Raw genomic sequence first — 21,844 nt, forward strand, 5'->3', positions numbered from 1 at the left:
TCATCTTCTTTCGTTTGGATTCGCACATATTCTAGCCTATATGTAAAATTTGATGCAATCAATCTGCTTCACCGGCTGAATATCTTGAGTGCCGAATGTGGTTTTCTTCGCTCTTTTTCGGGGCTTTTGTAGCCGCCTTTGATTTGATGGCCAATGGAGCAAGTGATGACCGCCGCGGCTAGCAGCAGAACGAATTTTTTCATGAGCTGTAACTTCTTTCTGTAAAGTAAATATTCTTTAAAAGCTTACGCCTGCCCAACCCTTCCGTCAAACCATCTGCTCACCGTATTCATCAATTTTTTTTAAAATGAATATAAAGTTGCTTCTTTCAGCTAATTTTTTCTAAAATGCTGCTCTTTTAGAGACATCCTCATAGACAGATCCGCTTGCTTTCTTTCTAACAACAGGAAATCAGCAGGTCAGATAGCCCTTTTGAAAATCATGGAAACGTTGTGCCGGCTTTTGTGCAAGCTTTACAAATCCGCCAATCTGGTCAAAGATAAAAGCCAAACATCAGGAAGAGGTGATCATGTGAAACAAGCTGGTCTATTTCTGTTTACTGTACTGCTGCTTTCCGGATGCAGTATTGCAAGCGCGGATGAATCAGCCCCGAGGTTTACAGAAGAGGGCAAATACATCGGCTCGGCCGATCCTCATACAATCGCTGTTTCCCTTAACGGAGAAGAAACCATGATACAAGTTCCAAGAGACAAGCGCGATGATTGTGAGGATCTGCCAGATCACACAAATGTCCAGGTGAAATATATAAAAAAAGAGAACGGAACCTTACATCTGGAAGATATTCAGCAAAAGAATTCGTAATGACAGACCGGAGGGAGAAACGTTGAGAATGTTATGGAGGAGTTTAGCGATATGCGGATTGGCTTTTATGCTCGCACCCTGTGCGCAAGCGGCAGAGCCGGTAGCAGGGAAGACGGTATATATTGATGCCGGCCATGGCGGCAAAGACAGCGGGGCAGTCGGAAACGGGCTCTTAGAGAAAAATATTAATTTGGCTGTCTCCCGTCATGTTGTGGACAAGCTGAAAGCGGAAGGAGCGAATCCTGTCGCTACAAGGACAGATGATCATTTTCTGACCTTGGAGGAAAGAGTGGCAAAAGCAAGTGCAAACCATGCCGATCTTTTTGTCAGTATTCATGTGAATTCGGGCGTTTCCTCCGCTTCAGGCACGGAAACGTACTTTCAGTCTGATTATGAAGCGGAAAACAGTCAGCGGCTGGCATCGGATATTCAGTCAGAGCTGGTATCATCCTTGCAAACAAGAGACAGGGGTGTGAAAGAATCAGATTTTTATGTCATTACATATTCACAAATGCCGAGCGTGCTGGCTGAGCTTGGATTTATTACAAACAGCTCTGATGCGGACAAGCTTGGGAGTGAAGTATATCAGGAAAAAGCTGCAGACGCGATTGTCGCGGGGATCGATTCTTATTACGCGCAATAGTCTGAGTACAAGAAACCTTAATTCTAGAGTGACAAGGCCAAAATCAGTATAATGGAGAAAACGGGCAACTTTAGGCTTGAGGTGAAACAATGACAAAGATTTTTGCGCATCGGGGGGCATCAGGTCATTATCCCGAAAATACAATGATTGCATTTGAAAAAGGGATTGAAAACGGAGCGGATGGTATCGAGCTTGATGTTCAGCTGACAAAAGACGGACGTATTGCCGTTATTCATGATGAAAGGCTCGACCGGACGACATCCTTAAAAGGTTTCGTAAAGGACACGGTGTACGATGTCTTGAAATCCGCGGATGCGGCTGCCGGTCATCATCAAACAGTCGGCGATGTAAGGGTGCCGCTGCTTGAAGACGTGCTCTCGTGGGCTGAAAAAAAGGATTTTCTGATTAACATTGAATTGAAAAATAGCGTGATCCACTATGAAGGAATGGAAGAAAAAGTGCTTGAGGCAGTAAAGCGATTTAAAATAGAAGAAAGAACGATTCTGTCCGCATTTAATCATGAAAGCTTAGCGTTATGCGGTCGGCTGGCACCCCATATTGAGCGGGCGGTACTAACCTCAGATGTGCTTTATCAGGCTGATCAATATGTAAAATCTATTCCGGCAGCCGGCTACCACCCAAAGCTGCATAGTCCGGCGGTAACGGATGAAATGCTGGAGCAAATGCGGAACAGTTCGATTAAGGTAAGGCCTTTTACAGTCAATCGGCCAGACGATATGGAGCATTTGATGAAAATGGGAGCAGACGGCCTTTTCACAGATTTTCCGGAGCGGGCTGCTGCCATCGCTAAGAAATTGAATAGAAGAAATTAGTTTTCAAGAAGGCTGCCGGAGCAGCCTTCTTTTTTCATTCATTCATACCTGTTTCAAAGCATACATTCATAGAAGACATCAAGAAATGTAAGCGCTGTCTATCTTCTGATTTGAGGTGACACTATGAGGAAAACAGTTATTGTAAGTGCTGCGAGAACCCCGTTTGGTAAATTTGGCGGGGCATTAAAAGAAGTAAAAGCTGCTGAACTCGGGGGCGCTGCTATGAAAGAAGCGTTAAAGCGTGCCGGAGTCTCTGGAGATCAGGCGGAAGGCGCGGTCATGGGTATGGTTGTCCAAGCCGGTGCGGGCCAGATACCTTCCCGGCAAGCTGCCCGTATAGCCGGACTGTCTTGGAGTGTGCCATCGGAAACGCTGAATAAAGTTTGTGCCTCCGGCCTTCGCGCTGTCACTCTATGTGACCAAATGATTCGGGCGCATGATGCGGACATTCTTGTTGCCGGAGGCATGGAGAGCATGAGCAATATTCCGTATGCTGTTCCCGCTGGCCGCTGGGGCGCGCGGATGGGTAACGGTGAGCTAAGGGACTTAATGGTTTATGACGGATTAATGTGCGCTTTTGATGAAGTGCACATGGCCGTTCACGGAAATACGGCGGCCAAGGAATATGGAATTTCACGTAAAGAGCAGGATGAATGGGCCCTTCGAAGCCACAAGCGGTCGGCCGAGGCGGCCGATGAAGGAAAGTTTGATGAAGAAATTGTTCCTGTCAGCTGGCTTGGCCGGAAAGGAAAAACAAACATTGTTGACAAAGATGAAGCGATTCGCCGCGATTCCACTCTCGATCAGCTTGCGAAACTTTCCCCGATTTATTCGAGTGACGGATCCATTACAGCCGGCAATGCGCCGGGAGTCAACGACGGAGCGGGTGCATTTGTATTAATGTCTGAGGAAAAAGCCGCTGAACTTGGAAAGCCTCCTCTTGCAACCATTCTTGGTTTTTCAACAGCCGGAATGCAAGCGCATGAGCTTGCGGCTGCTCCGGGATACGCAATAAACAAGCTGCTGAAAAAGACCGGCTTTACCTTACAGGATATTGACCTTTTTGAAGTCAATGAAGCATTTGCTTCTGTTGTATTAACATGTGAAAAAATCGTCGGGTTTGATCTTGAAAAAGTAAACGTGAATGGCGGAGCGATTGCGCTGGGCCACCCGATCGGCGCTAGCGGTGCGAGAATTTTGATGACACTTGTGTACGAATTAAAGCGCCGGGGAGGCGGACTGGGTATTGCTGCTATTTGCAGCGGGGCGGCTCAGGGAGACGCTGTCTTGGTTCAAGTTCATTAAAACATTGACGGAGAAGGGGATTTGCATGGAAATCAAACATATCATGGTAGCCGGCGCCGGACAGATGGGAAGCGGAATTGCCCAAACAGCGGCTGAAGCCGGCTTTTATGTGCGGCTGTATGATTTGAATCCGGAGGCAGCGGAAACTGGGTTTCAGCACGTAAAAAAGCATTTGAACCGCGCTGCTGAAAAAGGAAGAAAGACGGAAGCTGAAGTGAAGGCTGTTATCAGCCGTATTTCGCTTTCCCCCGCACTGGAGGAGGCGCAGCATGCGGATGTTGTGATTGAAGCAATTGCAGAAAGCATGACGGCAAAAACTAAATTGTTCAAAAACCTTGATCATATTTGCCCGGCTCATACGCTTTTGGCCAGCAATACATCTTCCTTGCCTATAACAGAAATTGCAGCTGTCACAAATCGTCCAGAACATGTCATTGGCATGCATTTTATGAACCCCGTCCCTGTTATGAAACTGGTTGAAGTCATTCGCGGCCTGGCGACATCAGATGAAACGGCATTAACCATTACGGCATTAGCGGAAAAAATGGGGAAAACACCGGTCGAAGTCAATGATTTTCCCGGATTTGTCTCCAACCGTGTGCTTCTCCCAATGATTAATGAAGCCATCTATTGTCTTTATGAGGGGGTAGCTGAGCCAAACGCAATAGATCAGGTCATGAAACTTGGCATGAATCACCCGATGGGTCCGCTTAAATTAGCTGATTTTATCGGGCTGGACACTTGTTTGTCGATAATGGAAGTCCTTCACTCCGGGCTTGGAGACTCCAAGTACCGTCCTTGCCCGCTGCTTCGTAAGTACGTCAAAGCAGGGTGGCTCGGCAAAAAGAGCGGACGCGGCTTTTATCATTACGGCGAGGAGAAGAATACCTGAAGTCAATTCCAATCCGGGGGTGGCCGAGTTGCATTTAACCCAAGAGCAAGTCATGATGCGAAAGATGGTGCGTGATTTTGCCCGAAAAGAAATTGCTCCTGCTGCGGAGGTCATGGAGAAAACAGATGAATTTCCATTTCAGCTAATGAAGAAAATGGGTGAACACGGCTTGATGGGAATACCAGTGCCGGAACAGTATGGCGGCGCTGGAGCGGACGTTGTTTCTTATATTTTGGCCATTCATGAGATTTCTAAAATCAGCGCGGCGGTCGGTGTCATTCTTTCGGTTCATTCCTCAGTGGGCACAAATCCGATTTTGTACTTCGGAAACGAAGAGCAAAAAGTGAAATATATACCGAAACTCGCCTCAGGCAACTACTTGGGTGCATTTGCGCTGACTGAGCCTTACTCTGGATCGGATGCCGGGAGCCTTCGCACCACAGCAATCAAAAAGAACGGCAAATATATTTTAAACGGATCGAAAATTTTCATAACAAACGGCGGTGCCGCTGACCTCTATATTACGTTTGCTTTAACTGCTCCAGGCCAAAACAGGAGCGGGATTTCGGCTTTTATCGTTGAAAAGAACACACCGGGTTTTACAGTCGGCAAAAAAGAAAGAAAGCTGGGGCTTCACGGGTCCAATACAACAGAGCTGATATTTGAAAATGCGGAAGTGCCGGAAGAGAATTTGCTGGGCGAAGAGGGCGATGGATTTAAAATTGCGATGGCGAATCTGAATGTGGGGCGCATCGGCATTGCAGCACAAGCGCTGGGAATCGCAGAGGCTGCCCTAGAATATGCGGTTGCTTACGCGAAACAGCGTGTCCAATTCAACAGGCCTATCGCAGCCAATCAAGGCATATCGTTTAAGCTCGCCGATATGGCGACAAGAGCAGAGGCGGCAAGGCACCTTGTCTATCATGCGGCAGATCTCCATAACCGCGGCCTGGCCTGCGGAAAGGAAGCGTCCATGGCTAAACAATTTGCTTCCGATTCAGCGGTGAAGGCTGCCCTTGAGGCAGTCCAGATTTATGGAGGATATGGTTATATGAAGGATTATCCGGTCGAACGGCTGCTTAGGGATGCAAAGGTAACACAAATTTATGAAGGTACAAATGAAATTCAAAGACTCATTATTTCCAAGCACCTGCTTGGCGCAATCTGACAGATAATAACGCAAAGCGGAGGTTGAGAATATGGATGGTAAACAGCATTTTTCTCCAGGTCTGGACGGGGTTGTCGCGGCAGAAACGGATATTTCTTATCTTGACACACAGTACAGCCAGATATTGATTCGAGGCTATGATTTAATTGATCTTTCAAAAACCAAAAGCTATCTAGAACTGGTGCATCTATTGCTGGAGGGAAGGCTGCCGGATGAAAATGAAACGGAAACGGTCAAAAGGAAGGTCAACAGCGCTTCAAACCTGCCGGCTGACATTGTCCGTCTTCTTGAGCTGCTGCCTGAACATACTCATCCGATGGATTGTCTGCGAACCGGGGTATCGGCTCTTGCCGGCTACGACCGCCAAATTGACGATCGGTCGCCTTCTGCAAACAAGGAACGCGCCTATCAGCTTTTAGGGAAAATGCCTGCGCTCACAGCAAGCAGCTATAGAAAGATAAATAAAGGAAAACCGATTCCCCCGCTTCAGCACCTATCCTACAGCGCGAATTTCTTATACATGATGACAGGGAAAATACCGTCCGCATTGGAAGAGCGGATCTTTGACCGTTCACTCATTCTGTACAGTGAGCATGAGATGCCGAATTCAACCTTTACGGCCAGGGTGATTGCTTCAACACAATCGGATCTTTATGGCGCATTGACAGGAGCTGTAGCTTCTTTGAAGGGGAATCTTCATGGAGGCGCAAACGAAGCGGTCATGTATATGCTTTTGGAGGCTAAAACAAAGCCTGATTTTGAACAAATCCTGTTATCAAAACTGAGAAAAAAAGAAAAAATCATGGGCTTCGGCCACCGAGTGTACATGAAAAAAATGGACCCGAGAGCGCTAATGATGAAAGAAGCGCTTCAGCAATTATGCGATCGAGCCGGAGATCACCGTTTATACGAAATGTGTGAAGCAGGGGAGCAGCTGATGGAGCGGGAAAAAGGGCTTTATCCGAATTTGGATTATTACGCCGCCCCGGTGTATTGGATGCTTGGTATACCAATTCCGTTGTATACACCTGTCTTTTTCAGTGCGAGAACGGCAGGCTTATGCGCACATGTGATTGAACAGCATACCAATAACCGCTTGTTCCGCCCGCGTGTCCGCTATACCGGCACGCGATATGAGAACACATCCAAATCATGAAAGGAATTGGTCGAATGCTGAAAACGGATCATGTCATTGAAGAAATAACAGACTATGTGCTTGAGAAAGAGATTACGAGTTCAGAAGCGTTTACAACGGCAGGTCACGTTTTGCTGGATACACTCGGCTGCGGGATTTTAGCGCTCCGCTATCCCGAATGCACCAAGCTGCTCGGCCCGATTGTCCCCGGAACCATTGTGCCAAACGGAAGCAGAGTGCCGGGAACGTCATATGTTCTTGATCCTGTACGGGCAGCATTTAACATAGGGTGTATGATCCGCTGGCTTGATTACAACGATACGTGGCTTGCGGCGGAGTGGGGGCATCCGTCAGATAACTTGGGGGGCATTCTTGCGGCGGCTGATTATGTATCAAGAGTGAGGCTGTCTGAAGGAAAAGAGCCATTAACGGTTCGCGACGTCCTTGAAGCGATGATCAAGGCTCACGAAATTCAAGGTGTGCTGGCTTTAGAAAACAGCTTAAACCGTGTCGGGCTTGACCATGTATTGTTTGTCAAGGTGGCAACGACGGCTGTAGCCGGAAAGCTGCTGGGCGGAGGAAGGGAAGAAATCAATCATGCGCTTTCGAATGCTTGGATTGACAATGCAGCCTTGCGGACATACCGGCATGCGCCTAATACAGGCTCGCGCAAATCGTGGGCCGCAGGAGATGCGACCAGCAGGGGCGTTCATCTCGCACTGATGGCATTAAAAGGGGAAATGGGTTACCCGACAGCTTTGACAGCTCCGGGCTGGGGCTTTCAAGACGTATTATTCAACAAGAAAGAGATCAAGATCGCCCGCCCGCTTGACGCTTATGTCATGGAACATGTGTTGTTCAAAGTCTCTTATCCTGCGGAATTCCACGCCCAGACAGCGGCAGAGTGTGCCGTCATTCTTCATCCGCAGGTCAAAGACCGTATCGATGAAATTGACCGTGTTGTTATCAGAACGCATGAATCAGCTATTCGCATCATTGATAAAAAAGGCCCGCTGCATAATCCCGCGGATCGCGATCATTGTCTGCAATACATCACAGCGATTGGTTTAATATTCGGTGATATCACTGCACAGCATTATGAGGCTGATACGGCAAGTGATCCAAGAATAGATAAACTTCGAGAAAAAATGGAAGTGACTGAAAACAAAGCATATACGGAAGATTATCTCAAACCAGATAAACGCTCCATTTCAAATGCCGTTCAGATTTATTTTAAAGACGGAACGAGTACAGAGATGGTTGAATGTGAATTTCCGCTGGGCCATCGTTTTCGAAGAGGCGAGGCTGTGCCAAAATTGTTAGAAAAGTTTTCTGCGAATCTCAAAACCCATTTTTCTGAGAAGCAGCAAAAACATATTTACAAGCGCTGCACCAGCTCTGAAACATTACAAACGATGCGTGTAAACGATTTTGTCGATATGTTCTGTATGTGAAAGGAGGATTCATATCTTGGCTTGGATCGTCAATAAGCAATCGTCACAAGAAGAGCTTGCTGAACGCTTCCGCAAGCTGATGTGTGCGCCGGAAATATTGCAAATTCCCGGTGTTCATGACGGGATGGCCGCCTTGCTTGCGAAGGAGGCCGGTTTTTCTGCCTTATACTTATCGGGTGCGGCTTATACGGCCAGCAGGGGGCTGCCTGATCTCGGAATTGTTACGTCGGCAGAAATGGCCGAACGGGCAAAAGATCTTGTCCGCGCAGCAGACCTGCCTTTGCTCGTTGATATCGATACGGGCTTTGGCGGGGTATTAAACGCTGCCCGCACCGCCCGCGAGATGCTGGAAGCAAGGGTGGCAGCTGTGCAAATAGAGGACCAGCAGCTTCCGAAAAAATGCGGGCATTTGAATGGCAAACAGCTTGTCCCGGCTCAGGAATTGGCGCAAAAAATAAAAGCCATTAAACAAGCGGCACCATCACTTGTGATTGTCGCCCGTACAGATGCAAGAGCGCAGGAAGGACTTGAATCCGCAATAAAACGCGCTTTGGCATACATTGAGGCGGGAGCGGACGCAATATTCCCTGAAGCGCTTCAAACAGAAAACGAATTTCGCCAGTTTGCTGAACAGATCCCTGTCCCGCTTCTTGCCAATATGACTGAGTTTGGGAAAACCCCGTATTATCATGCAGATGAATTTGCTGCTATGGGGTTTCAGATGGTGATCTATCCGGTCACCTCGCTCAGAGCTGCGGCAAAGGCTTATGAACGGATGTTTAGCTTGATAAGGGAGCGCGGATCGCAAAAAGAAGGGCTTGATGATATGCAGACGCGTAAGGAGCTGTATGAAACGATTTCTTATTATGATTATGAAGCGCTGGACAAAACGATTGCCAAGACCGTCTTGCCTGATAAATAATGCGAACAAAAAAGCCGGAGCATTCTCCGGCTTTTTTACATCTTTTGTTTTCTGAATCGCGGACTGACTTGATTGCGTTTTCTGTCTCTGTACAAGATGAACCCGGCCAGCACATACAGGCCGAAAACGAAAAAGATTAATCCTGATAAACCTTGGAGCCAAAGAGAAGAAAATGGCTTTACCGTATGGCCGAAAAGCATATCTCTCATCAGTTTAATGCCTAAAGCAGAAATGGCGCCGGGGAGCACTAAAATCAAAAGCGCAAGAAGTCGGCTCATGTTCAGAAAACCCCTTTATTTTTCATTTCCTTTATTGTCCAGCGGAAAAAATATTTTGTCAAGAGAAGAAAACGTGGTAACATAGGGTTGTGCAAATTATTGCAACGGAAAAAACAGGTATGCAAATTTTTTCATACAAAGGGGTATCGGGATGCAGAAGGTACTGATCGTAGGTGCCGGTAAAAGGGGAACGGCGTTATTACAAATTCTCATTAAAACAGCCATCATAGACATTATTGCCGTGGTTGACAAAAACCCCGAAGCGCCGGGATTAAAAGAAGCAAAACATTATGGAATTGCCGTTTCATCTGATTGGAAACCATACATACAACAAAAGCCGGATATCGTCATTCATACAACGGGTGATCAAGCTGTACTTGACGAACTCCTTCAGGAAAAACATGAGCAGACCATTGTTATGCCGGGAAAGATGGCTTACATTGTGTTTCAGCTTATGGAAGAAAAACAGCAGCTGATTCAAATGCTAAAAGAACAAACATACAAACATGACCGAATCTTTAATTCCACCCACGACGGAATGATTTTTATTGATATCAATGAAGAGATCATTCTGTTTAATCATATGGCTGAAAATATGGTGGGAAAACAACGTGAGGAAGTCATTGGACGCCCGATCAAAGAAGTCATCCCGAGCACAAAGATGCCTCGGATTTTAAAAACGAGAGAGCCTGAATACAATCAAAAACAGCTCTTGGGTGAAAATTTGCAAATTGTAACAACAAGGCTGCCGATCATTGATGAAGGCGGACGTCTGCTCGGAGCACTCAGTGTATTTAAGGATATTACAGATGCAGTCGAGCTGGCGGAGGAAGTGACAAATTTAAAACAGGTGCGCACGATGCTGGAGGCGATTATACAATCCTCCGACGAGGCGATTTCTGTCGTTGATGAAAACGGCATTGGCCTGTTGATCAATAAAGCATACACAAAAATGACTGGGCTTTCTGAAAAAGAAGTCATCGGCAAGCCGGCGAGCACTGATATTTCTGAAGGGGAAAGCATGCATTTAAAGGTGCTTGAGACAAGACGCCCAGTGCGCGGCGTCAGAATGAAGGTCGGCCCGAATAAAAAAGAGGTCATCGTCAATGTAGCGCCGGTGATTGTGGATGGCATTTTAAAAGGCAGTGTCGGAGTGATCCATGACGTGTCAGAAATTAAAATGCTGACCGCGGAGCTTAACAGGGCCAGGCAGATTATCCGCACGCTCGAAGCGAAATATACCTTTGACGATATTATCGGCAAAAGTGAGCAAATACTGGTTGCGCTTGAGCAGGCGAAGCTTGGAGCGAAAACGCCGGCAACGATTTTGCTGCGCGGAGAATCGGGCACGGGCAAAGAGCTGTTTGCCCATGCCATCCATAACGAAAGCGACAGGAAATACAATAAATTCATCCGCGTAAATTGCGCCGCTCTTTCAGAAAATCTTCTGGAATCAGAACTGTTTGGCTACGAGGAAGGCGCGTTTTCGGGAGCGAAGCGCGGCGGCAAGAAGGGCTTATTTGAAGAAGCCAATAACGGCAGCATTTTCTTAGACGAAATCGGCGAGCTGACGCAAAATATGCAGGCGAAACTGCTGCGCGTCCTTCAAGAAAAAGAGATCGTCAGAGTGGGAGGCACGAAGGCAATCCCTGTTAATGTGAGAATTATTGCAGCCACAAATGTAAATATCGAAAAAGCAATGGCGGATGGGACGTTCCGTGAAGATCTGTATTACCGCATCAATCGCTATCCCATCTCTATCCCCCCTTTGCGTCAGCGGATTGAAGACATTGAAGCGCTCAGTGAAAGGCTCATTCAAAAAATTAACCGCGATTACGGCCGGAATGTAAAGGGACTGACCCAGCAGGCTTTGCGGGCATTGTCGGCTTACCATTGGCCGGGGAATGTCCGCGAGCTGGAAAATGTCCTTGGACGAGCAATGATTTTTCTGAAGCCGCACATGGAATGGATTGAAAAAGAGCATTTGCCTGTATTTGAAATAGAACAAAAAGAAAGCAGCGCAGAACAGGTAGCCGGGTTTGACTTTCCTGACATCGAAGGCGAAAAGCTGTCTAAGGCCGTTGAAAAATTTGAAGCGCACTTGATTCAGCAAACGCTGGAAAAGCATCATTTTAACCGTACGAAAACAGCGAAAGCCCTCGGCGTCAGCATTCGAAATTTATATTACAAAATGGATAAATACGGCCTTGCAAATGAAGGCATGCAATAATTTGCAGAATAAGCGCAAACGTCTGCACGAATCTTTCTTCGCATCCATCATGACAGCATCGCACCGAGCTGGCATAGAACTTGCATAATAAAAAGCGGAGTCGAGACACGAAAGGTGGTAACTGATGAAGCTGAAAGATTTGATCGGCAAAGCGTCGATGTACAAAAACAAGACCATTGCGGTTGCTCATGCTGAGGATGAGGAAGTGATCCGGGCTGTGAAACTGGCAGCCGAGCATTTGTCCGTCCGTTTTTTATTAGTGGGCGACAGCAAAAAACTGAACGACCTGACATCCTCCATGCAAGGGCATCAAGTGGAAATCATTCATGCCAATACGCCGGAGGAATCGGCGAAGCTAGCGGTTCGCGCTGTTCATCAAAAAAAAGCAGACGTCTTAATGAAAGGGAATGTGCCGACTTCTGTTTTGCTTAAAGCGGTATTAAACAAACAGGAAGGGCTGCGGAAATCCCGTGTCCTTTCTCATGTGGCCGTGTTTGATATTCCTGACTTTGAGAGACTGATGTTTGTGACAGATTCGGCTATGAATATTGCCCCTTCGCTGGAGGAGCTTCAGCAGATTCTTCAAAATGCTGTTCATGTCGCGCGTGCAGTAGGGAACAATATGCCAAAAGCGGCTGCCCTTGCAGCGGTAGAAACGGTAAATCCGAAGATGGAAGCGACGGTCAATGCAGCTGCTCTCGCCCAAATGTGCAAAAGAGGGCAGATTAAAGGGTGCATTGTAGATGGACCGCTTGCCTTGGATAACGCAGTATCGCAAATTGCCGCGGCTCAGAAAAAGATTTCGGGAGACGTAGCGGGCAGCGCCGATATCCTTCTTGTCCCTTCGATTGAAGCGGGAAATATTTTATATAAATCACTGATTTATTTTGCGAAAGCACACGTGGCGGCTGTCATTACGGGGGCCAAAGCGCCGATTGCATTAACGAGCAGAGCGGATTCCGCTGAAAACAAACTGTATTCGATCGCGCTGGCATTATGCGCATCTGAAGAATACACACTTTAGGAGGAACTGATATGGAACTTTTTAAATATATGGAGCAATACGATTATGAGCAATTGGTTTTCTGCCAAGACGAACAATCAGGATTAAAGGCAATTATCGCAATTCATGATACAACACTGGGACCAGCGCTCGGCGGAACGAGAATGTGGACGTATGAAAATGAAGAAGCTGCGATTGAAGACGCACTGAGACTTGCAAGAGGCATGACCTATAAAAACGCGGCGGCAGGCTTAAACCTGGGTGGCGGAAAAACGGTTATCATCGGCGATCCGCGCAAGGATAAAAATGAAGAAATGTTCCGCGCGTTCGGCCGTTATATTCAAGGGCTTAACGGCAGATATATTACGGCTGAGGATGTCGGCACAACGGTTGAGGATATGGATATCATTCATGATGAAACAGATTTTGTCACAGGTATTTCCCCAGCATTCGGCTCTTCAGGAAATCCGTCTCCTGTTACTGCTTACGGGGTGTATAAAGGCATGAAGGCTGCCGCTAAAGCTGCATTCGGCACGGACTCTCTTGAAGGAAAAACCATCGCTGTACAGGGTGTTGGCAACGTGGCTTACAATCTATGCCGCCACCTTCATGAAGAAGGAGCAAGCTTAATCGTTACGGATATCAACAAGCAATCAGTTGAACGTGCGGTACAAGATTTTGGCGCTCGTGCGGTTGATCCAGAAGATATTTATTCTCAGAACTGCGATATTTATGCGCCGTGTGCTCTTGGTGCAACCATCAATGACGATACTATTAAGCAGCTGAAAGCTAAAGTGATTGCAGGCGCGGCTAACAATCAGCTGAAAGAAACTCGCCACGGCGATCAAATTCACGAAATGGGCATTGTTTACGCACCGGACTACGTCATCAACGCGGGCGGCGTTATCAACGTTGCGGATGAGCTTTATGGCTATAATGCGGAACGTGCACTGAAAAAGGTTGAGGGCATTTACGCTAACATTGAACGTGTCCTTGACATTTCCCAGCGTGACGGCATTCCGACGTATTTAGCGGCTGACCGCTTGGCTGAAGAACGAATTGAACGCAATCGCCGCTCAAGAAGCCAGTTTTTGCAAAACGGCCACCATATATTAAGCAGACGCTAAGAAATTGATCTGGAGGTTTTGAAATGCTACATGATGAAAAACGCATTCTCACCATTAATCCAGGCTCAACTTCAACGAAAATCGGTGTTTTTCATAATGAACGCAGTATTTTTGAAAAAACACTGAGACACGACATAGAAGAGCTGCAGCAGTTCGACCATATTATTGACCAGTATGAGTTTCGAAAAAAGCATATCCTCGAATCGCTTCATGAACAGGGCATCAATATTTCAAAATTTGATGCTGTCTGTGCCAGAGGGGGTCTTCTCCGTCCGATAGAAGGCGGGACATATGAAGTGAATGACGATATGATTGAGGACTTGAAAAGCGGTTATGCAGGACAGCATGCCTCCAATTTAGGAGGCATTATCGCAAGAGAAATTGCTGATGGCCTCAACATTCCATCTTATATTGTAGACCCTGTTGTAGTTGACGAAATGTCAGAGCTCGCTAAAATATCAGGCATGCCGGAAATTGAACGGAAAAGCATTTTTCATGCTTTAAACCAAAAAGCTGTCGCCCGTAAGGCGGCAGACTCTCTTGGCAAACGATATGAGAATATGAAAATGATCATTACTCATTTGGGCGGCGGCATTACAATAGGTGTACATGACCGGGGCCGGGTGGTGGACGTCAACAACGGCCTTCACGGAGAGGGACCGTTCAGTCCTGAACGCGCAGGAACAGTGCCTGCGGGGGATCTCGTCGATTTATGCTTTTCAGGAGAATATACAAAAGAAGAAATGATGAAAAAACTGGTGGGAACCGGCGGGCTCTCCGGTTATCTCGGTACAAATGACGCTGTGAAAGTAGAACAAATGATTCAGGAGGGCGATGAAAAAGCCCGCTTAATTTTTGACGCCATGGCGTATCAGGTAGCGAAGGAAATCGGAGCAGCAAGCGCCGTTTTAAAAGGCGAAGTCGAGGCCATTGTTCTGACAGGAGGTCTGGCTTACGGCAAAAGCTTTGTTTCCAGCATCAGATCATACATAGATTGGATTTCGGACGTTTTAGTATATCCGGGAGAAAACGAACTGCAATCTCTGGCACAAGGGGCGCTCAGGGTATTGCAGGGCGAAGAGCAATCCAAACAATATCGCATTGAATAGACAGACAGGAGTGAGTCAGATGGCAACTGAGTATGATGTAGTCATTCTGGGCGGCGGTACAGGCGGTTATGTCGCGGCGATCAGAGCGGCGCAGCTCGGCTTAAAAACAGCCGTTGTAGAAAAAGAAAAGCTCGGTGGAACATGCCTGCATAAAGGCTGTATTCCGAGTAAAGCGCTGCTGAGAAGCGCGGAAGTGTACCGGACAGCCCGTGAAGCCGATCAATTCGGAGTCGAAACGTCCGGCGTTTCCCTCAACTTTGAAAAGGTACAGCACCGTAAGCAGGCTGTTGTTGATAAGCTTGCAGCAGGCGTCAATCATTTAATGAAAAAAGGAAAAATTGACGTGTATGACGGATATGGGCGCATCCTCGGACCGTCTATTTTCTCTCCGCTGCCGGGAACGATTTCTGTTGAACGGGGAAATGGCGAAGAAAATGACATGCTGATCCCGAAGCAGGTCATTATAGCTACAGGTTCAAGGCCGAGAATGCTTCCGGGTCTGGAAGCGGACGGAGAGTTTGTTTTGACCTCGGATGAAGCGCTCCAAATGGAGGAGCTTCCAAAATCGATGATCATCGTCGGCGGAGGGGTCATTGGAATCGAATGGGCATCCATGCTTCATGACTTTGGCGTAAACGTAACGGTTATCGAATATGCGGACCGGATATTGCCGACTGAAGACCAGGACATTTCAAAAGAAATGCAAAGCCTTCTTACGAAAAAAGGAATTCAGTTTGTCACAGGAGCTAAAGTGCTGCCTGATACGTTGAAAAAATCATCAGGCGAAATCAGCATACAGGCGCAAAAAGACGGAGAAACCGTTACCTACTCTGCTGAAAAAATGCTCGTTTCCATCGGCAGACAGGCAAATATCGAAGGAATCGGTATAGAAAACACCGATATCGTCACTGAAAACGGCGTCATTTCAGTAAATGAAAGCTGCCAAACGAAGGAATCTCATATTTATGCAATCGGAGACGTAATCGGTGGCCTTCAGTTAGCTCATGTTGCATCGCATGAAGGAATCATTGCCGTTGAGCATTTTGCGGGTCTCAATCCGCATCCGCTTGATCCAACACTTGTACCGAAGTGCATTTACTCAAGCCCTGAAGCTGCCAGTGTCGGCTTAACAGAAGATGAGGCAATAGCGAATGGGCATAATGTCAAGATCGGCAAGTTCCCATTTATGGCAATTGGAAAAGCGCTTGTATATGGAGAAAGCGACGGATTTGTAAAAATCGTGGCGGACCGTGAAACGGATGATATTCTCGGCGTGCATATGATAGGCCCGCATGTCACTGACATGATATCAGAAGCAGGTCTTGCAAAAGTGCTGGATGCGACGCCATGGGAGGTCGGACAAACGATCCACCCGCACCCGACGCTGTCTGAAGCGATTGGAGAAGCAGCGCTTGCTGCAGATGGCAAAGCCATTCATTTTTAAAAGCATAAAGGAGGCGCTCGAATGAGTACAAACCGACATCAAGCATTAGGGCTGACTGATCAGGAAGCCGTTGATATGTATAGAACGATGCTGTTAGCTAGAAAAATCGATGAAAGAATGTGGCTGTTAAACCGCTCTGGTAAAATCCCGTTTGTTATCTCTTGTCAAGGACAGGAAGCAGCACAAGTAGGAGCAGCTTTCGCCCTTGACCGTGAAACGGATTATGTGCTGCCTTACTATAGAGACATGGGTGTCGTGCTTGCGTTTGGCATGACTGCGAAGGACTTAATGATGTCCGGGTTTGCCAAAGCAGCAGATCCAAACTCAGGAGGCCGCCAAATGCCGGGGCATTTCGGTCAAAAGGAAAACCGGATCGTGACGGGGTCTTCTCCGGTAACAACGCAAGTGCCGCATGCGGTCGGCATTGCGCTGGCTGGACGAATGGAGAAAAAAGACATTGCGGCTTTTGTCACATTTGGAGAAGGATCTTCAAACCAAGGCGATTTCCATGAAGGGGCAAACTTTGCCGCTGTTCATAAGCTTCCGGTTATTTTTATGTGTGAAAACAACAAATACGCGATTTCGGTCCCTTACGATAAGCAAGTAGCATGTGAAAATATTTCAGATCGTGCCGTAGGCTATGGAATGCCTGGCGTAACGGTGAATGGAAACGATCCGCTCGAAGTTTATCAAGCGGTGAAAGAAGCGCGTGAACGGGCGCGAAGAGGAGAAGGCCCTACCTTAATTGAGACGATTTCTTACCGCCTGACACCGCATTCCAGCGATGACGACGACAGCAGCTACAGAGGCCGTGAAGAAGTAGAGGAAGCGAAAAAAAGTGATCCCCTATTTACTTATCAAGCCTACTTAAAGGAAATAGGCCTGCTGACCGAAGAGATAGAACAAACCATGCTGGACGAAATCATGGCAATCATAAACGAGGCGACAGATGAAGCGGAGAACGCTCCTTATGCAGCTCCTGAGTCAGCGCTCGATTATGTGTATGCGAAGTAGGGAGGAAGTACAAATGTCAGTAATGTCATATATTGATGCGATCAATTTGGCAATGAAAGAAGAAATGGAACGAGATTCACGTGTCTTCGTTCTTGGGGAAGATGTAGGAAAAAAAGGCGGGGTATTTAAAGCCACAGCCGGTCTGTACGAACAATTTGGAGAAGAGCGTGTCATGGATACGCCGCTTGCTGAATCAGCGATCGCCGGAGTCGGTATCGGAGCGGCTATGTACGGCATGAGGCCGATTGCCGAAATGCAGTTTGCTGATTTTATTATGCCGGCGGTAAACCAGATTATTTCTGAGGCTGCTAAAATCCGCTACCGCAGCAACAATGACTGGAGCTGCCCGATCGTTGTCAGAGCGCCGTACGGTGGCGGCGTGCACGGAGCGCTTTATCATTCTCAATCAGTCGAAGCGATTTTCGCCAATCAGCCCGGACTGAAAATTGTGATGCCTTCAACGCCATATGACGCGAAAGGACTCTTAAAAGCCGCAGTTCGTGATGAAGACCCGGTGCTGTTTTTTGAGCACAAGCGCGCGTATCGTCTGATCAAAGGAGAGGTTCCGGCAGATGATTATGTACTTCCTATCGGCAAGGCTGATGTAAAAAGGGAAGGCGACGACATCACGGTGATCACATACGGGCTTTGTGTCCACTTTGCTTTACAGGCTGCAGAACGTCTCGAAAAAGACGGCATTTCTGTACATGTGGTGGATTTAAGAACGGTATACCCGCTTGATCAAGAAGCGATCATCGAAGCGGCATCCAAAACCGGAAAGGTCCTTTTGGTCACAGAAGATACAAAAGAGGGCAGTATCATGAGTGAGGTGGCTGCCATTATATCCGAGCATTGTCTGTTCGACTTAGACGCGCCGATCAAACGGCTTGCAGGTCCTGATATTCCGGCTATGCCTTATGCGCCGACAATGGAAAAATACTTTATGGTCAACCCTGATAAAGTAGAAGCGGCGATGAGAGAATTAGCGGAGTTTTAAAGACGTAAGGAGGATACGATCATGGCAATAGAACAAATGACGATGCCGCAGCTTGGCGAAAGCGTAACAGAGGGCACGATCAGCAAATGGCTTGTCGCCCCTGGAGATAAGGTGAACAAATACGATCCGATTGCGGAAGTCATGACAGATAAGGTAAACGCGGAGGTTCCGTCCTCTTTTACCGGTACAATAACAGAGCTTGTGGGAGAAGAAAGCCAGACCCTGCAAGTCGGAGAAGTGATTTGCAAAATCGAAACAGAAGGCGCAAAGCCGGCTGAACAAAAACAAGATCAGGCGGAAGCGCCAACTGCCGGGCAAGCTGCTCCTGAAAGCCGCACTGAAGCAGCCAGTCAGGCCAATAAGAAACGTTTTTCTCCAGCCGTACTTCGTTTGGCCGGAGAGCATGGCATTGACCTTGAGCAAGTGACAGGAACGGGCGCCGGCGGAAGGATCACGAGAAAAGATATTCAGCGTATCATTGATTCAGGCGGCGTTTCAGAACAGACTGAAGAGCCAAAAGCAGCAGCTCCTGCACCAGTGCAAAAACAGGAGACGAAAGAAAACGTTTCTCATCCTGCTTCAGCAGCCGGGGATAAAGAAATTCCTGTCACAGCTGTTAGAAAAGCAATCGCTTCAAATATGAAACGAAGCAAAACAGAAATTCCTCACGCTTGGACGATGATGGAAGTCGATGTCACAAACATGGTGGCATACCGAAACAGTATAAAAGATTCCTTCAAGAAAACAGAAGGCTTTAATTTAACTTTTTTCGCTTTTTTCGTAAAAGCGGTCGCTCAGGCGTTAAAGGAATTCCCGCAAATGAACAGCATGTGGGCGGGGGACAAAATCATTCAGAAAAAAGATATCAACATTTCAATCGCGGTTGCCACGGAAGATTCTTTATTTGTTCCGGTGATCAAAAACGCTGATGAAAAAACGATTAAAGGCATTGCGAGAGAAATTACCGACCTTGCCAAAAAGGTAAGAGACGGAAAACTGTCAGCAGACGATATGCAGGGAGGAACGTTTACCGTCAACAATACAGGTTCGTTCGGATCTGTTCAGTCGATGGGAATCATCAATTATCCTCAGGCTGCGATTCTTCAAGTGGAATCGATCGTCAAACGCCCGGTTGTCATGGATCATGGCATGATTGCGGTCAGAGATATGGTCAATCTGTGCCTGTCTTTAGATCACAGAGTGCTTGATGGCCTCGTGTGCGGAAGATTCCTGGCACGTGTCAAAGAAATTTTAGAATCGATAGATGAGAAAACCTCTGTCTACTAAACAAACAGAAAGAGCATTTTTTGAACGATAACTTCAAAAAATGCTCTTTTTCTATGTACCATTATTCTGCGATTCGGATTTTCATTTCAACCCGATATTCTTCTTGTTTTTTCGGAGAATAATGAATCGGTATGATTAACTCGTAAACATCACTGATAACCGTTAATTGACGGTCCGTGATATACTTGATCAGCTTTTGTAAGTTGAGAAAATAATGCTCTGGCGAGAAATTATAAGCGATACAAACATATTTGCCTTTTGGTATTGTTGTGATTTCCATATCCGGCGTAATCGCAGAAATTTGTTTATTCGTTAAGACAGGCGTAAAAATATGACGGTAAGTCATTTCATCAATGTTGTTGTACGGCTGAAACGAGAAAGTAGCACCGTAGCTATTGTTCGAAAAACCATCAGCTGATTCGATAAATGTTTTTAGTTTGCTGTATGAGGCGTTGAGCACGTTTTCAGGCCCGATTCCCTCTGCCTCTGTCTGTATAATCCGTATTTCTGCTTCATCTAGAACAAACACCTCACCGAGCGCAGGATATTCCATCTGCCGTTTCATTCGCTTTTTCACCAGAGAAATGGTCTGCTCCAATGTTGATAAAAAATCTAATTTCTCCCTGATTTGCTTTTCCTGCTCTGTATAAAAAGCAAACAGTTCCTCCATCTCTAATTCCTGTGCCTTTTTCATCTCTTCTAAAGGTGTGCCGATATATTTTAATGATTTGATCAAATCAAGATGATAGAGCTGGGAGTCAGTATAATAGCGGTAGTTCGTATCCGGGTCGACGTAGGCGGGTTTAAATAAATCAATCTTATCGTAATAACGAAGCGCTTTAATCGACACATTTGCCAGTTTTGAAACTTGTCCAATTGAGTAAAACGAGTCCTTCATGCCATCACTCCCCTTAAGATCAGTATAATAAAAAAGCGCATTCTTTGCAGTACACAAAGAATACGCTTTTTTTACATGCTGGCTTTTATATGGGCAGGGGCTTTCCAGGCAATAGTCAGCGCAATGCCTATGGCTAAAGCTACTGTTGCAAAATAGAATGGATAGTTTAAGTCAATATCGAATAGCATTCCCCCGATGATGGGGCCGAACACATTGCCGATACTCGTAAACATTGAATTCATCCCGCCGGCAAATCCCTGTTCATTTCCCGCAATTTTTGACAGATAGGTTGTTACTGCCGGGCGCATAAGATCAAATCCGACAAATACGGTGAAGGTAACTAATAAAATCGCAGCATATGAATTTACGATGGTCAGCAAAAACACAAGACTTGTTGAGAGAATTAAGCTGTAGCGGATTAAACGGATTTCCCCAAACCACCTTGTGAAGCGGTCGAATAAGACGACTTGCGTGATGGCTCCGACAATTGCTCCCCCAGTTATCAAAATGGCAATGTCACTGGCCGTAAATCCGAATTTATGATCAACGAATAACGCAAATAAAGATTCAAACGATGCTAATCCAAAAGACGATATTAAAATGATGAGAAAAGCAATGAAATACATAGGTGCAAAAATCCGCTTGAATCCTGTCTTTTGGCCCTCTATTTTCTCATTCTCAGGATTTCGCTCCGGTTCCCGAAGCGTTAGCATCGATAAAATGGCTGCTATTAACGCAAAGGCTGCCGCAAAGAAGAAAGGCAGACGGGAATGGATTTCCGCTAAAAATCCGCCAATGCCGGGGCCGATAATAAAACCTGTTGAAATAGCGGCTGACATATAGCCGAGCGCTTTCGGCCGTGTTTTAACAGTAGTGATATCGGCGATAAAAGCCGTGACCCCGGGCATAATGAAAGCAGCACTGATGCCGCCAAGCATACGGGATATAAATAAAATGTCAACTGTTTTTCCGATGCCGAATAAAAACTCTGAAACACTAAAAAACAACAGGCCAATCACGATCATAATTTTGCGTCCGAAGCGGTCAACCCAGCGTCCGGCGATTGGTGACACAATAAGCTGCGTAACAGCGAAGCATGCAACCATATAGCCGACCGCGGTACCGGATAAATGCAATTCATTCATAATCGCGGGCGTTACCGGAATCACAAGCCCGATCCCTAAAAAAGCAATGAATAAATTGGTTAATAATATAGCTAATGTGATGTTCTGTTTCTTCATGTGACTTCCCCTTTTTACGAAAGTGTATCCCTTATACTGTAA

The 21,844-nt window shown here is 46.6% G+C and carries 21 protein-coding genes; 17 read left to right on the forward strand and 4 right to left on the reverse strand.

The window, feature by feature from the left end:
* Nucleotides 1-68: 68 nt before the first annotated feature.
* A complete protein-coding gene (locus tag DIC78_RS19330; protein ID WP_024122000.1) occupies nucleotides 69-203 on the reverse strand; it encodes a hypothetical protein in 135 nt (44 codons plus the stop codon).
* 328 nt (nucleotides 204-531) lie between these two features.
* Here DIC78_RS19330 and DIC78_RS19335 point away from each other — a divergent pair, with 328 nt between their 5' ends.
* From DIC78_RS19335 to prpB, 9 genes are all read left to right on the forward strand, one after another.
* Nucleotides 532-822 carry a hypothetical protein gene (locus tag DIC78_RS19335; protein ID WP_106022156.1) on the forward strand — a complete coding sequence of 97 codons (291 nt, stop codon included), beginning with the start codon at nucleotides 532-534 and terminating at the stop codon, nucleotides 820-822.
* Between the two features lie 22 nt (nucleotides 823-844).
* On the forward strand, nucleotides 845-1,465 hold the full coding sequence (locus DIC78_RS19340; protein ID WP_083244528.1) for an N-acetylmuramoyl-L-alanine amidase family protein: 621 nt from the start codon (nucleotides 845-847) through the stop codon (nucleotides 1,463-1,465).
* Nucleotides 1,466-1,554: 89 nt separating this feature from the next.
* Nucleotides 1,555-2,298: a glycerophosphodiester phosphodiesterase gene (locus tag DIC78_RS19345; protein WP_127696781.1), complete on the forward strand. Its 744-nt coding sequence runs from the start codon at nucleotides 1,555-1,557 to the stop codon at nucleotides 2,296-2,298.
* 123 nt (nucleotides 2,299-2,421) lie between these two features.
* On the forward strand, nucleotides 2,422-3,603 hold the full coding sequence (locus DIC78_RS19350; protein ID WP_106020081.1) for an acetyl-CoA C-acetyltransferase: 1,182 nt from the start codon (nucleotides 2,422-2,424) through the stop codon (nucleotides 3,601-3,603).
* A 25-nt stretch (nucleotides 3,604-3,628) separates the two neighbouring features.
* On the forward strand, nucleotides 3,629-4,495 hold the full coding sequence (locus DIC78_RS19355; protein ID WP_106022126.1) for a 3-hydroxybutyryl-CoA dehydrogenase: 867 nt from the start codon (nucleotides 3,629-3,631) through the stop codon (nucleotides 4,493-4,495).
* 28 nt (nucleotides 4,496-4,523) lie between these two features.
* Nucleotides 4,524-5,663: an acyl-CoA dehydrogenase gene (locus DIC78_RS19360; protein WP_024121994.1), complete on the forward strand. Its 1,140-nt coding sequence runs from the start codon at nucleotides 4,524-4,526 to the stop codon at nucleotides 5,661-5,663.
* 31 nt (nucleotides 5,664-5,694) lie between these two features.
* Nucleotides 5,695-6,819 carry a citrate synthase gene (gene mmgD, locus DIC78_RS19365; RefSeq protein WP_127696782.1) on the forward strand — a complete coding sequence of 375 codons (1,125 nt, stop codon included), beginning with the start codon at nucleotides 5,695-5,697 and terminating at the stop codon, nucleotides 6,817-6,819.
* Nucleotides 6,820-6,833: 14 nt separating this feature from the next.
* On the forward strand, nucleotides 6,834-8,252 hold the full coding sequence (locus DIC78_RS19370) for a bifunctional 2-methylcitrate dehydratase/aconitate hydratase (RefSeq protein WP_106022128.1): 1,419 nt from the start codon (nucleotides 6,834-6,836) through the stop codon (nucleotides 8,250-8,252).
* Between the two features lie 16 nt (nucleotides 8,253-8,268).
* Complete coding sequence (gene prpB, locus DIC78_RS19375; RefSeq protein WP_127696783.1) at nucleotides 8,269-9,174, forward strand: methylisocitrate lyase; 906 nt, start codon at nucleotides 8,269-8,271, stop codon at nucleotides 9,172-9,174.
* Between the two features lie 35 nt (nucleotides 9,175-9,209).
* Here prpB and DIC78_RS19380 read toward each other — a convergent pair whose 3' ends face one another.
* Nucleotides 9,210-9,452, reverse strand: coding sequence for a DUF2627 domain-containing protein (locus DIC78_RS19380; protein WP_024121990.1), 243 nt, complete (start codon nucleotides 9,450-9,452; stop codon nucleotides 9,210-9,212).
* Between the two features lie 151 nt (nucleotides 9,453-9,603).
* Here DIC78_RS19380 and DIC78_RS19385 point away from each other — a divergent pair, with 151 nt between their 5' ends.
* The 8 genes from DIC78_RS19385 to DIC78_RS19420 all read left to right on the forward strand — a co-directional run bounded on the left by DIC78_RS19385 (nucleotide 9,604) and on the right by DIC78_RS19420 (nucleotide 19,663).
* Entirely contained in the window at nucleotides 9,604-11,682 is a 2,079-nt protein-coding gene (locus DIC78_RS19385) for a sigma-54 interaction domain-containing protein (protein WP_127696784.1), read from the forward strand.
* A gap of 124 nt (nucleotides 11,683-11,806) precedes the next feature.
* The gene (yqiS, locus tag DIC78_RS19390; protein ID WP_059293634.1) at nucleotides 11,807-12,706 is read left to right on the forward strand and encodes a phosphate butyryltransferase; all 900 of its coding nucleotides are present in this window, start codon (nucleotides 11,807-11,809) and stop codon (nucleotides 12,704-12,706) included.
* Between the two features lie 11 nt (nucleotides 12,707-12,717).
* Nucleotides 12,718-13,812: a branched-chain amino acid dehydrogenase gene (gene bcd / locus DIC78_RS19395; RefSeq protein WP_024121987.1), complete on the forward strand. Its 1,095-nt coding sequence runs from the start codon at nucleotides 12,718-12,720 to the stop codon at nucleotides 13,810-13,812.
* Between the two features lie 23 nt (nucleotides 13,813-13,835).
* Entirely contained in the window at nucleotides 13,836-14,921 is a 1,086-nt protein-coding gene (gene buk, locus DIC78_RS19400; RefSeq protein WP_024121986.1) for a butyrate kinase, read from the forward strand.
* Between the two features lie 19 nt (nucleotides 14,922-14,940).
* Nucleotides 14,941-16,365 (forward strand): dihydrolipoyl dehydrogenase, encoded by a 1,425-nt coding sequence (lpdA, locus tag DIC78_RS19405; RefSeq protein WP_106022131.1) that lies wholly within the window; start codon nucleotides 14,941-14,943, stop codon nucleotides 16,363-16,365.
* 21 nt (nucleotides 16,366-16,386) lie between these two features.
* Nucleotides 16,387-17,379: a 3-methyl-2-oxobutanoate dehydrogenase subunit alpha gene (gene bfmBAA / locus DIC78_RS19410; protein WP_024121984.1), complete on the forward strand. Its 993-nt coding sequence runs from the start codon at nucleotides 16,387-16,389 to the stop codon at nucleotides 17,377-17,379.
* A gap of 13 nt (nucleotides 17,380-17,392) precedes the next feature.
* Nucleotides 17,393-18,376, forward strand: a complete 984-nt coding sequence (gene bfmBAB, locus DIC78_RS19415; RefSeq protein ID WP_103672249.1) for a 3-methyl-2-oxobutanoate dehydrogenase subunit beta — start codon at nucleotides 17,393-17,395, stop codon at nucleotides 18,374-18,376.
* 21 nt (nucleotides 18,377-18,397) lie between these two features.
* Nucleotides 18,398-19,663 (forward strand): dihydrolipoamide acetyltransferase family protein, encoded by a 1,266-nt coding sequence (locus DIC78_RS19420; protein ID WP_127696785.1) that lies wholly within the window; start codon nucleotides 18,398-18,400, stop codon nucleotides 19,661-19,663.
* A 61-nt stretch (nucleotides 19,664-19,724) separates the two neighbouring features.
* Here DIC78_RS19420 and DIC78_RS19425 read toward each other — a convergent pair whose 3' ends face one another.
* Nucleotides 19,725-20,561 (reverse strand): MerR family transcriptional regulator, encoded by an 837-nt coding sequence (locus tag DIC78_RS19425; RefSeq protein ID WP_024121981.1) that lies wholly within the window; start codon nucleotides 20,559-20,561, stop codon nucleotides 19,725-19,727.
* 71 nt (nucleotides 20,562-20,632) lie between these two features.
* Nucleotides 20,633-21,802: a multidrug efflux MFS transporter Bmr gene (gene bmr / locus DIC78_RS19430; protein ID WP_024121980.1), complete on the reverse strand. Its 1,170-nt coding sequence runs from the start codon at nucleotides 21,800-21,802 to the stop codon at nucleotides 20,633-20,635.
* Nucleotides 21,803-21,844 lie beyond the last annotated feature (42 nt).

Source organism: Bacillus halotolerans (genome assembly GCF_004006435.1).
In the GTDB taxonomy this organism is placed as follows: domain Bacteria; phylum Bacillota; class Bacilli; order Bacillales; family Bacillaceae; genus Bacillus; species Bacillus halotolerans.

What these genes read in the sequence shown, in the direction of transcription:
- DIC78_RS19350 (WP_106020081.1), top strand. Translation starts at nt 2,422, where the DNA reads ATGAGGAAAACAGTTATTGTAAGTGCTGCGAGAACCCCGTTTGGTAAA.
- DIC78_RS19385 (WP_127696784.1), top strand. Translation starts at nt 9,604, where the DNA reads ATGCAGAAGGTACTGATCGTAGGTGCCGGTAAAAGGGGAACGGCGTTA.
- DIC78_RS19370 (WP_106022128.1), top strand. Translation starts at nt 6,834, where the DNA reads ATGCTGAAAACGGATCATGTCATTGAAGAAATAACAGACTATGTGCTT.
- DIC78_RS19355 (WP_106022126.1), top strand. Translation starts at nt 3,629, where the DNA reads ATGGAAATCAAACATATCATGGTAGCCGGCGCCGGACAGATGGGAAGC.
- yqiS (WP_059293634.1), top strand. Translation starts at nt 11,807, where the DNA reads ATGAAGCTGAAAGATTTGATCGGCAAAGCGTCGATGTACAAAAACAAG.
- lpdA (WP_106022131.1), top strand. Translation starts at nt 14,941, where the DNA reads ATGGCAACTGAGTATGATGTAGTCATTCTGGGCGGCGGTACAGGCGGT.
- DIC78_RS19345 (WP_127696781.1), top strand. Translation starts at nt 1,555, where the DNA reads ATGACAAAGATTTTTGCGCATCGGGGGGCATCAGGTCATTATCCCGAA.
- mmgD (WP_127696782.1), top strand. Translation starts at nt 5,695, where the DNA reads ATGGATGGTAAACAGCATTTTTCTCCAGGTCTGGACGGGGTTGTCGCG.
- DIC78_RS19420 (WP_127696785.1), top strand. Translation starts at nt 18,398, where the DNA reads ATGGCAATAGAACAAATGACGATGCCGCAGCTTGGCGAAAGCGTAACA.
- buk (WP_024121986.1), top strand. Translation starts at nt 13,836, where the DNA reads ATGCTACATGATGAAAAACGCATTCTCACCATTAATCCAGGCTCAACT.
- DIC78_RS19380 (WP_024121990.1), bottom strand. Translation starts at nt 9,452, where the DNA reads ATGAGCCGACTTCTTGCGCTTTTGATTTTAGTGCTCCCCGGCGCCATT.
- bfmBAB (WP_103672249.1), top strand. Translation starts at nt 17,393, where the DNA reads ATGTCAGTAATGTCATATATTGATGCGATCAATTTGGCAATGAAAGAA.
- bcd (WP_024121987.1), top strand. Translation starts at nt 12,718, where the DNA reads ATGGAACTTTTTAAATATATGGAGCAATACGATTATGAGCAATTGGTT.
- DIC78_RS19425 (WP_024121981.1), bottom strand. Translation starts at nt 20,561, where the DNA reads ATGAAGGACTCGTTTTACTCAATTGGACAAGTTTCAAAACTGGCAAAT.
- DIC78_RS19330 (WP_024122000.1), bottom strand. Translation starts at nt 203, where the DNA reads ATGAAAAAATTCGTTCTGCTGCTAGCCGCGGCGGTCATCACTTGCTCC.
- bfmBAA (WP_024121984.1), top strand. Translation starts at nt 16,387, where the DNA reads ATGAGTACAAACCGACATCAAGCATTAGGGCTGACTGATCAGGAAGCC.
- bmr (WP_024121980.1), bottom strand. Translation starts at nt 21,802, where the DNA reads ATGAAGAAACAGAACATCACATTAGCTATATTATTAACCAATTTATTC.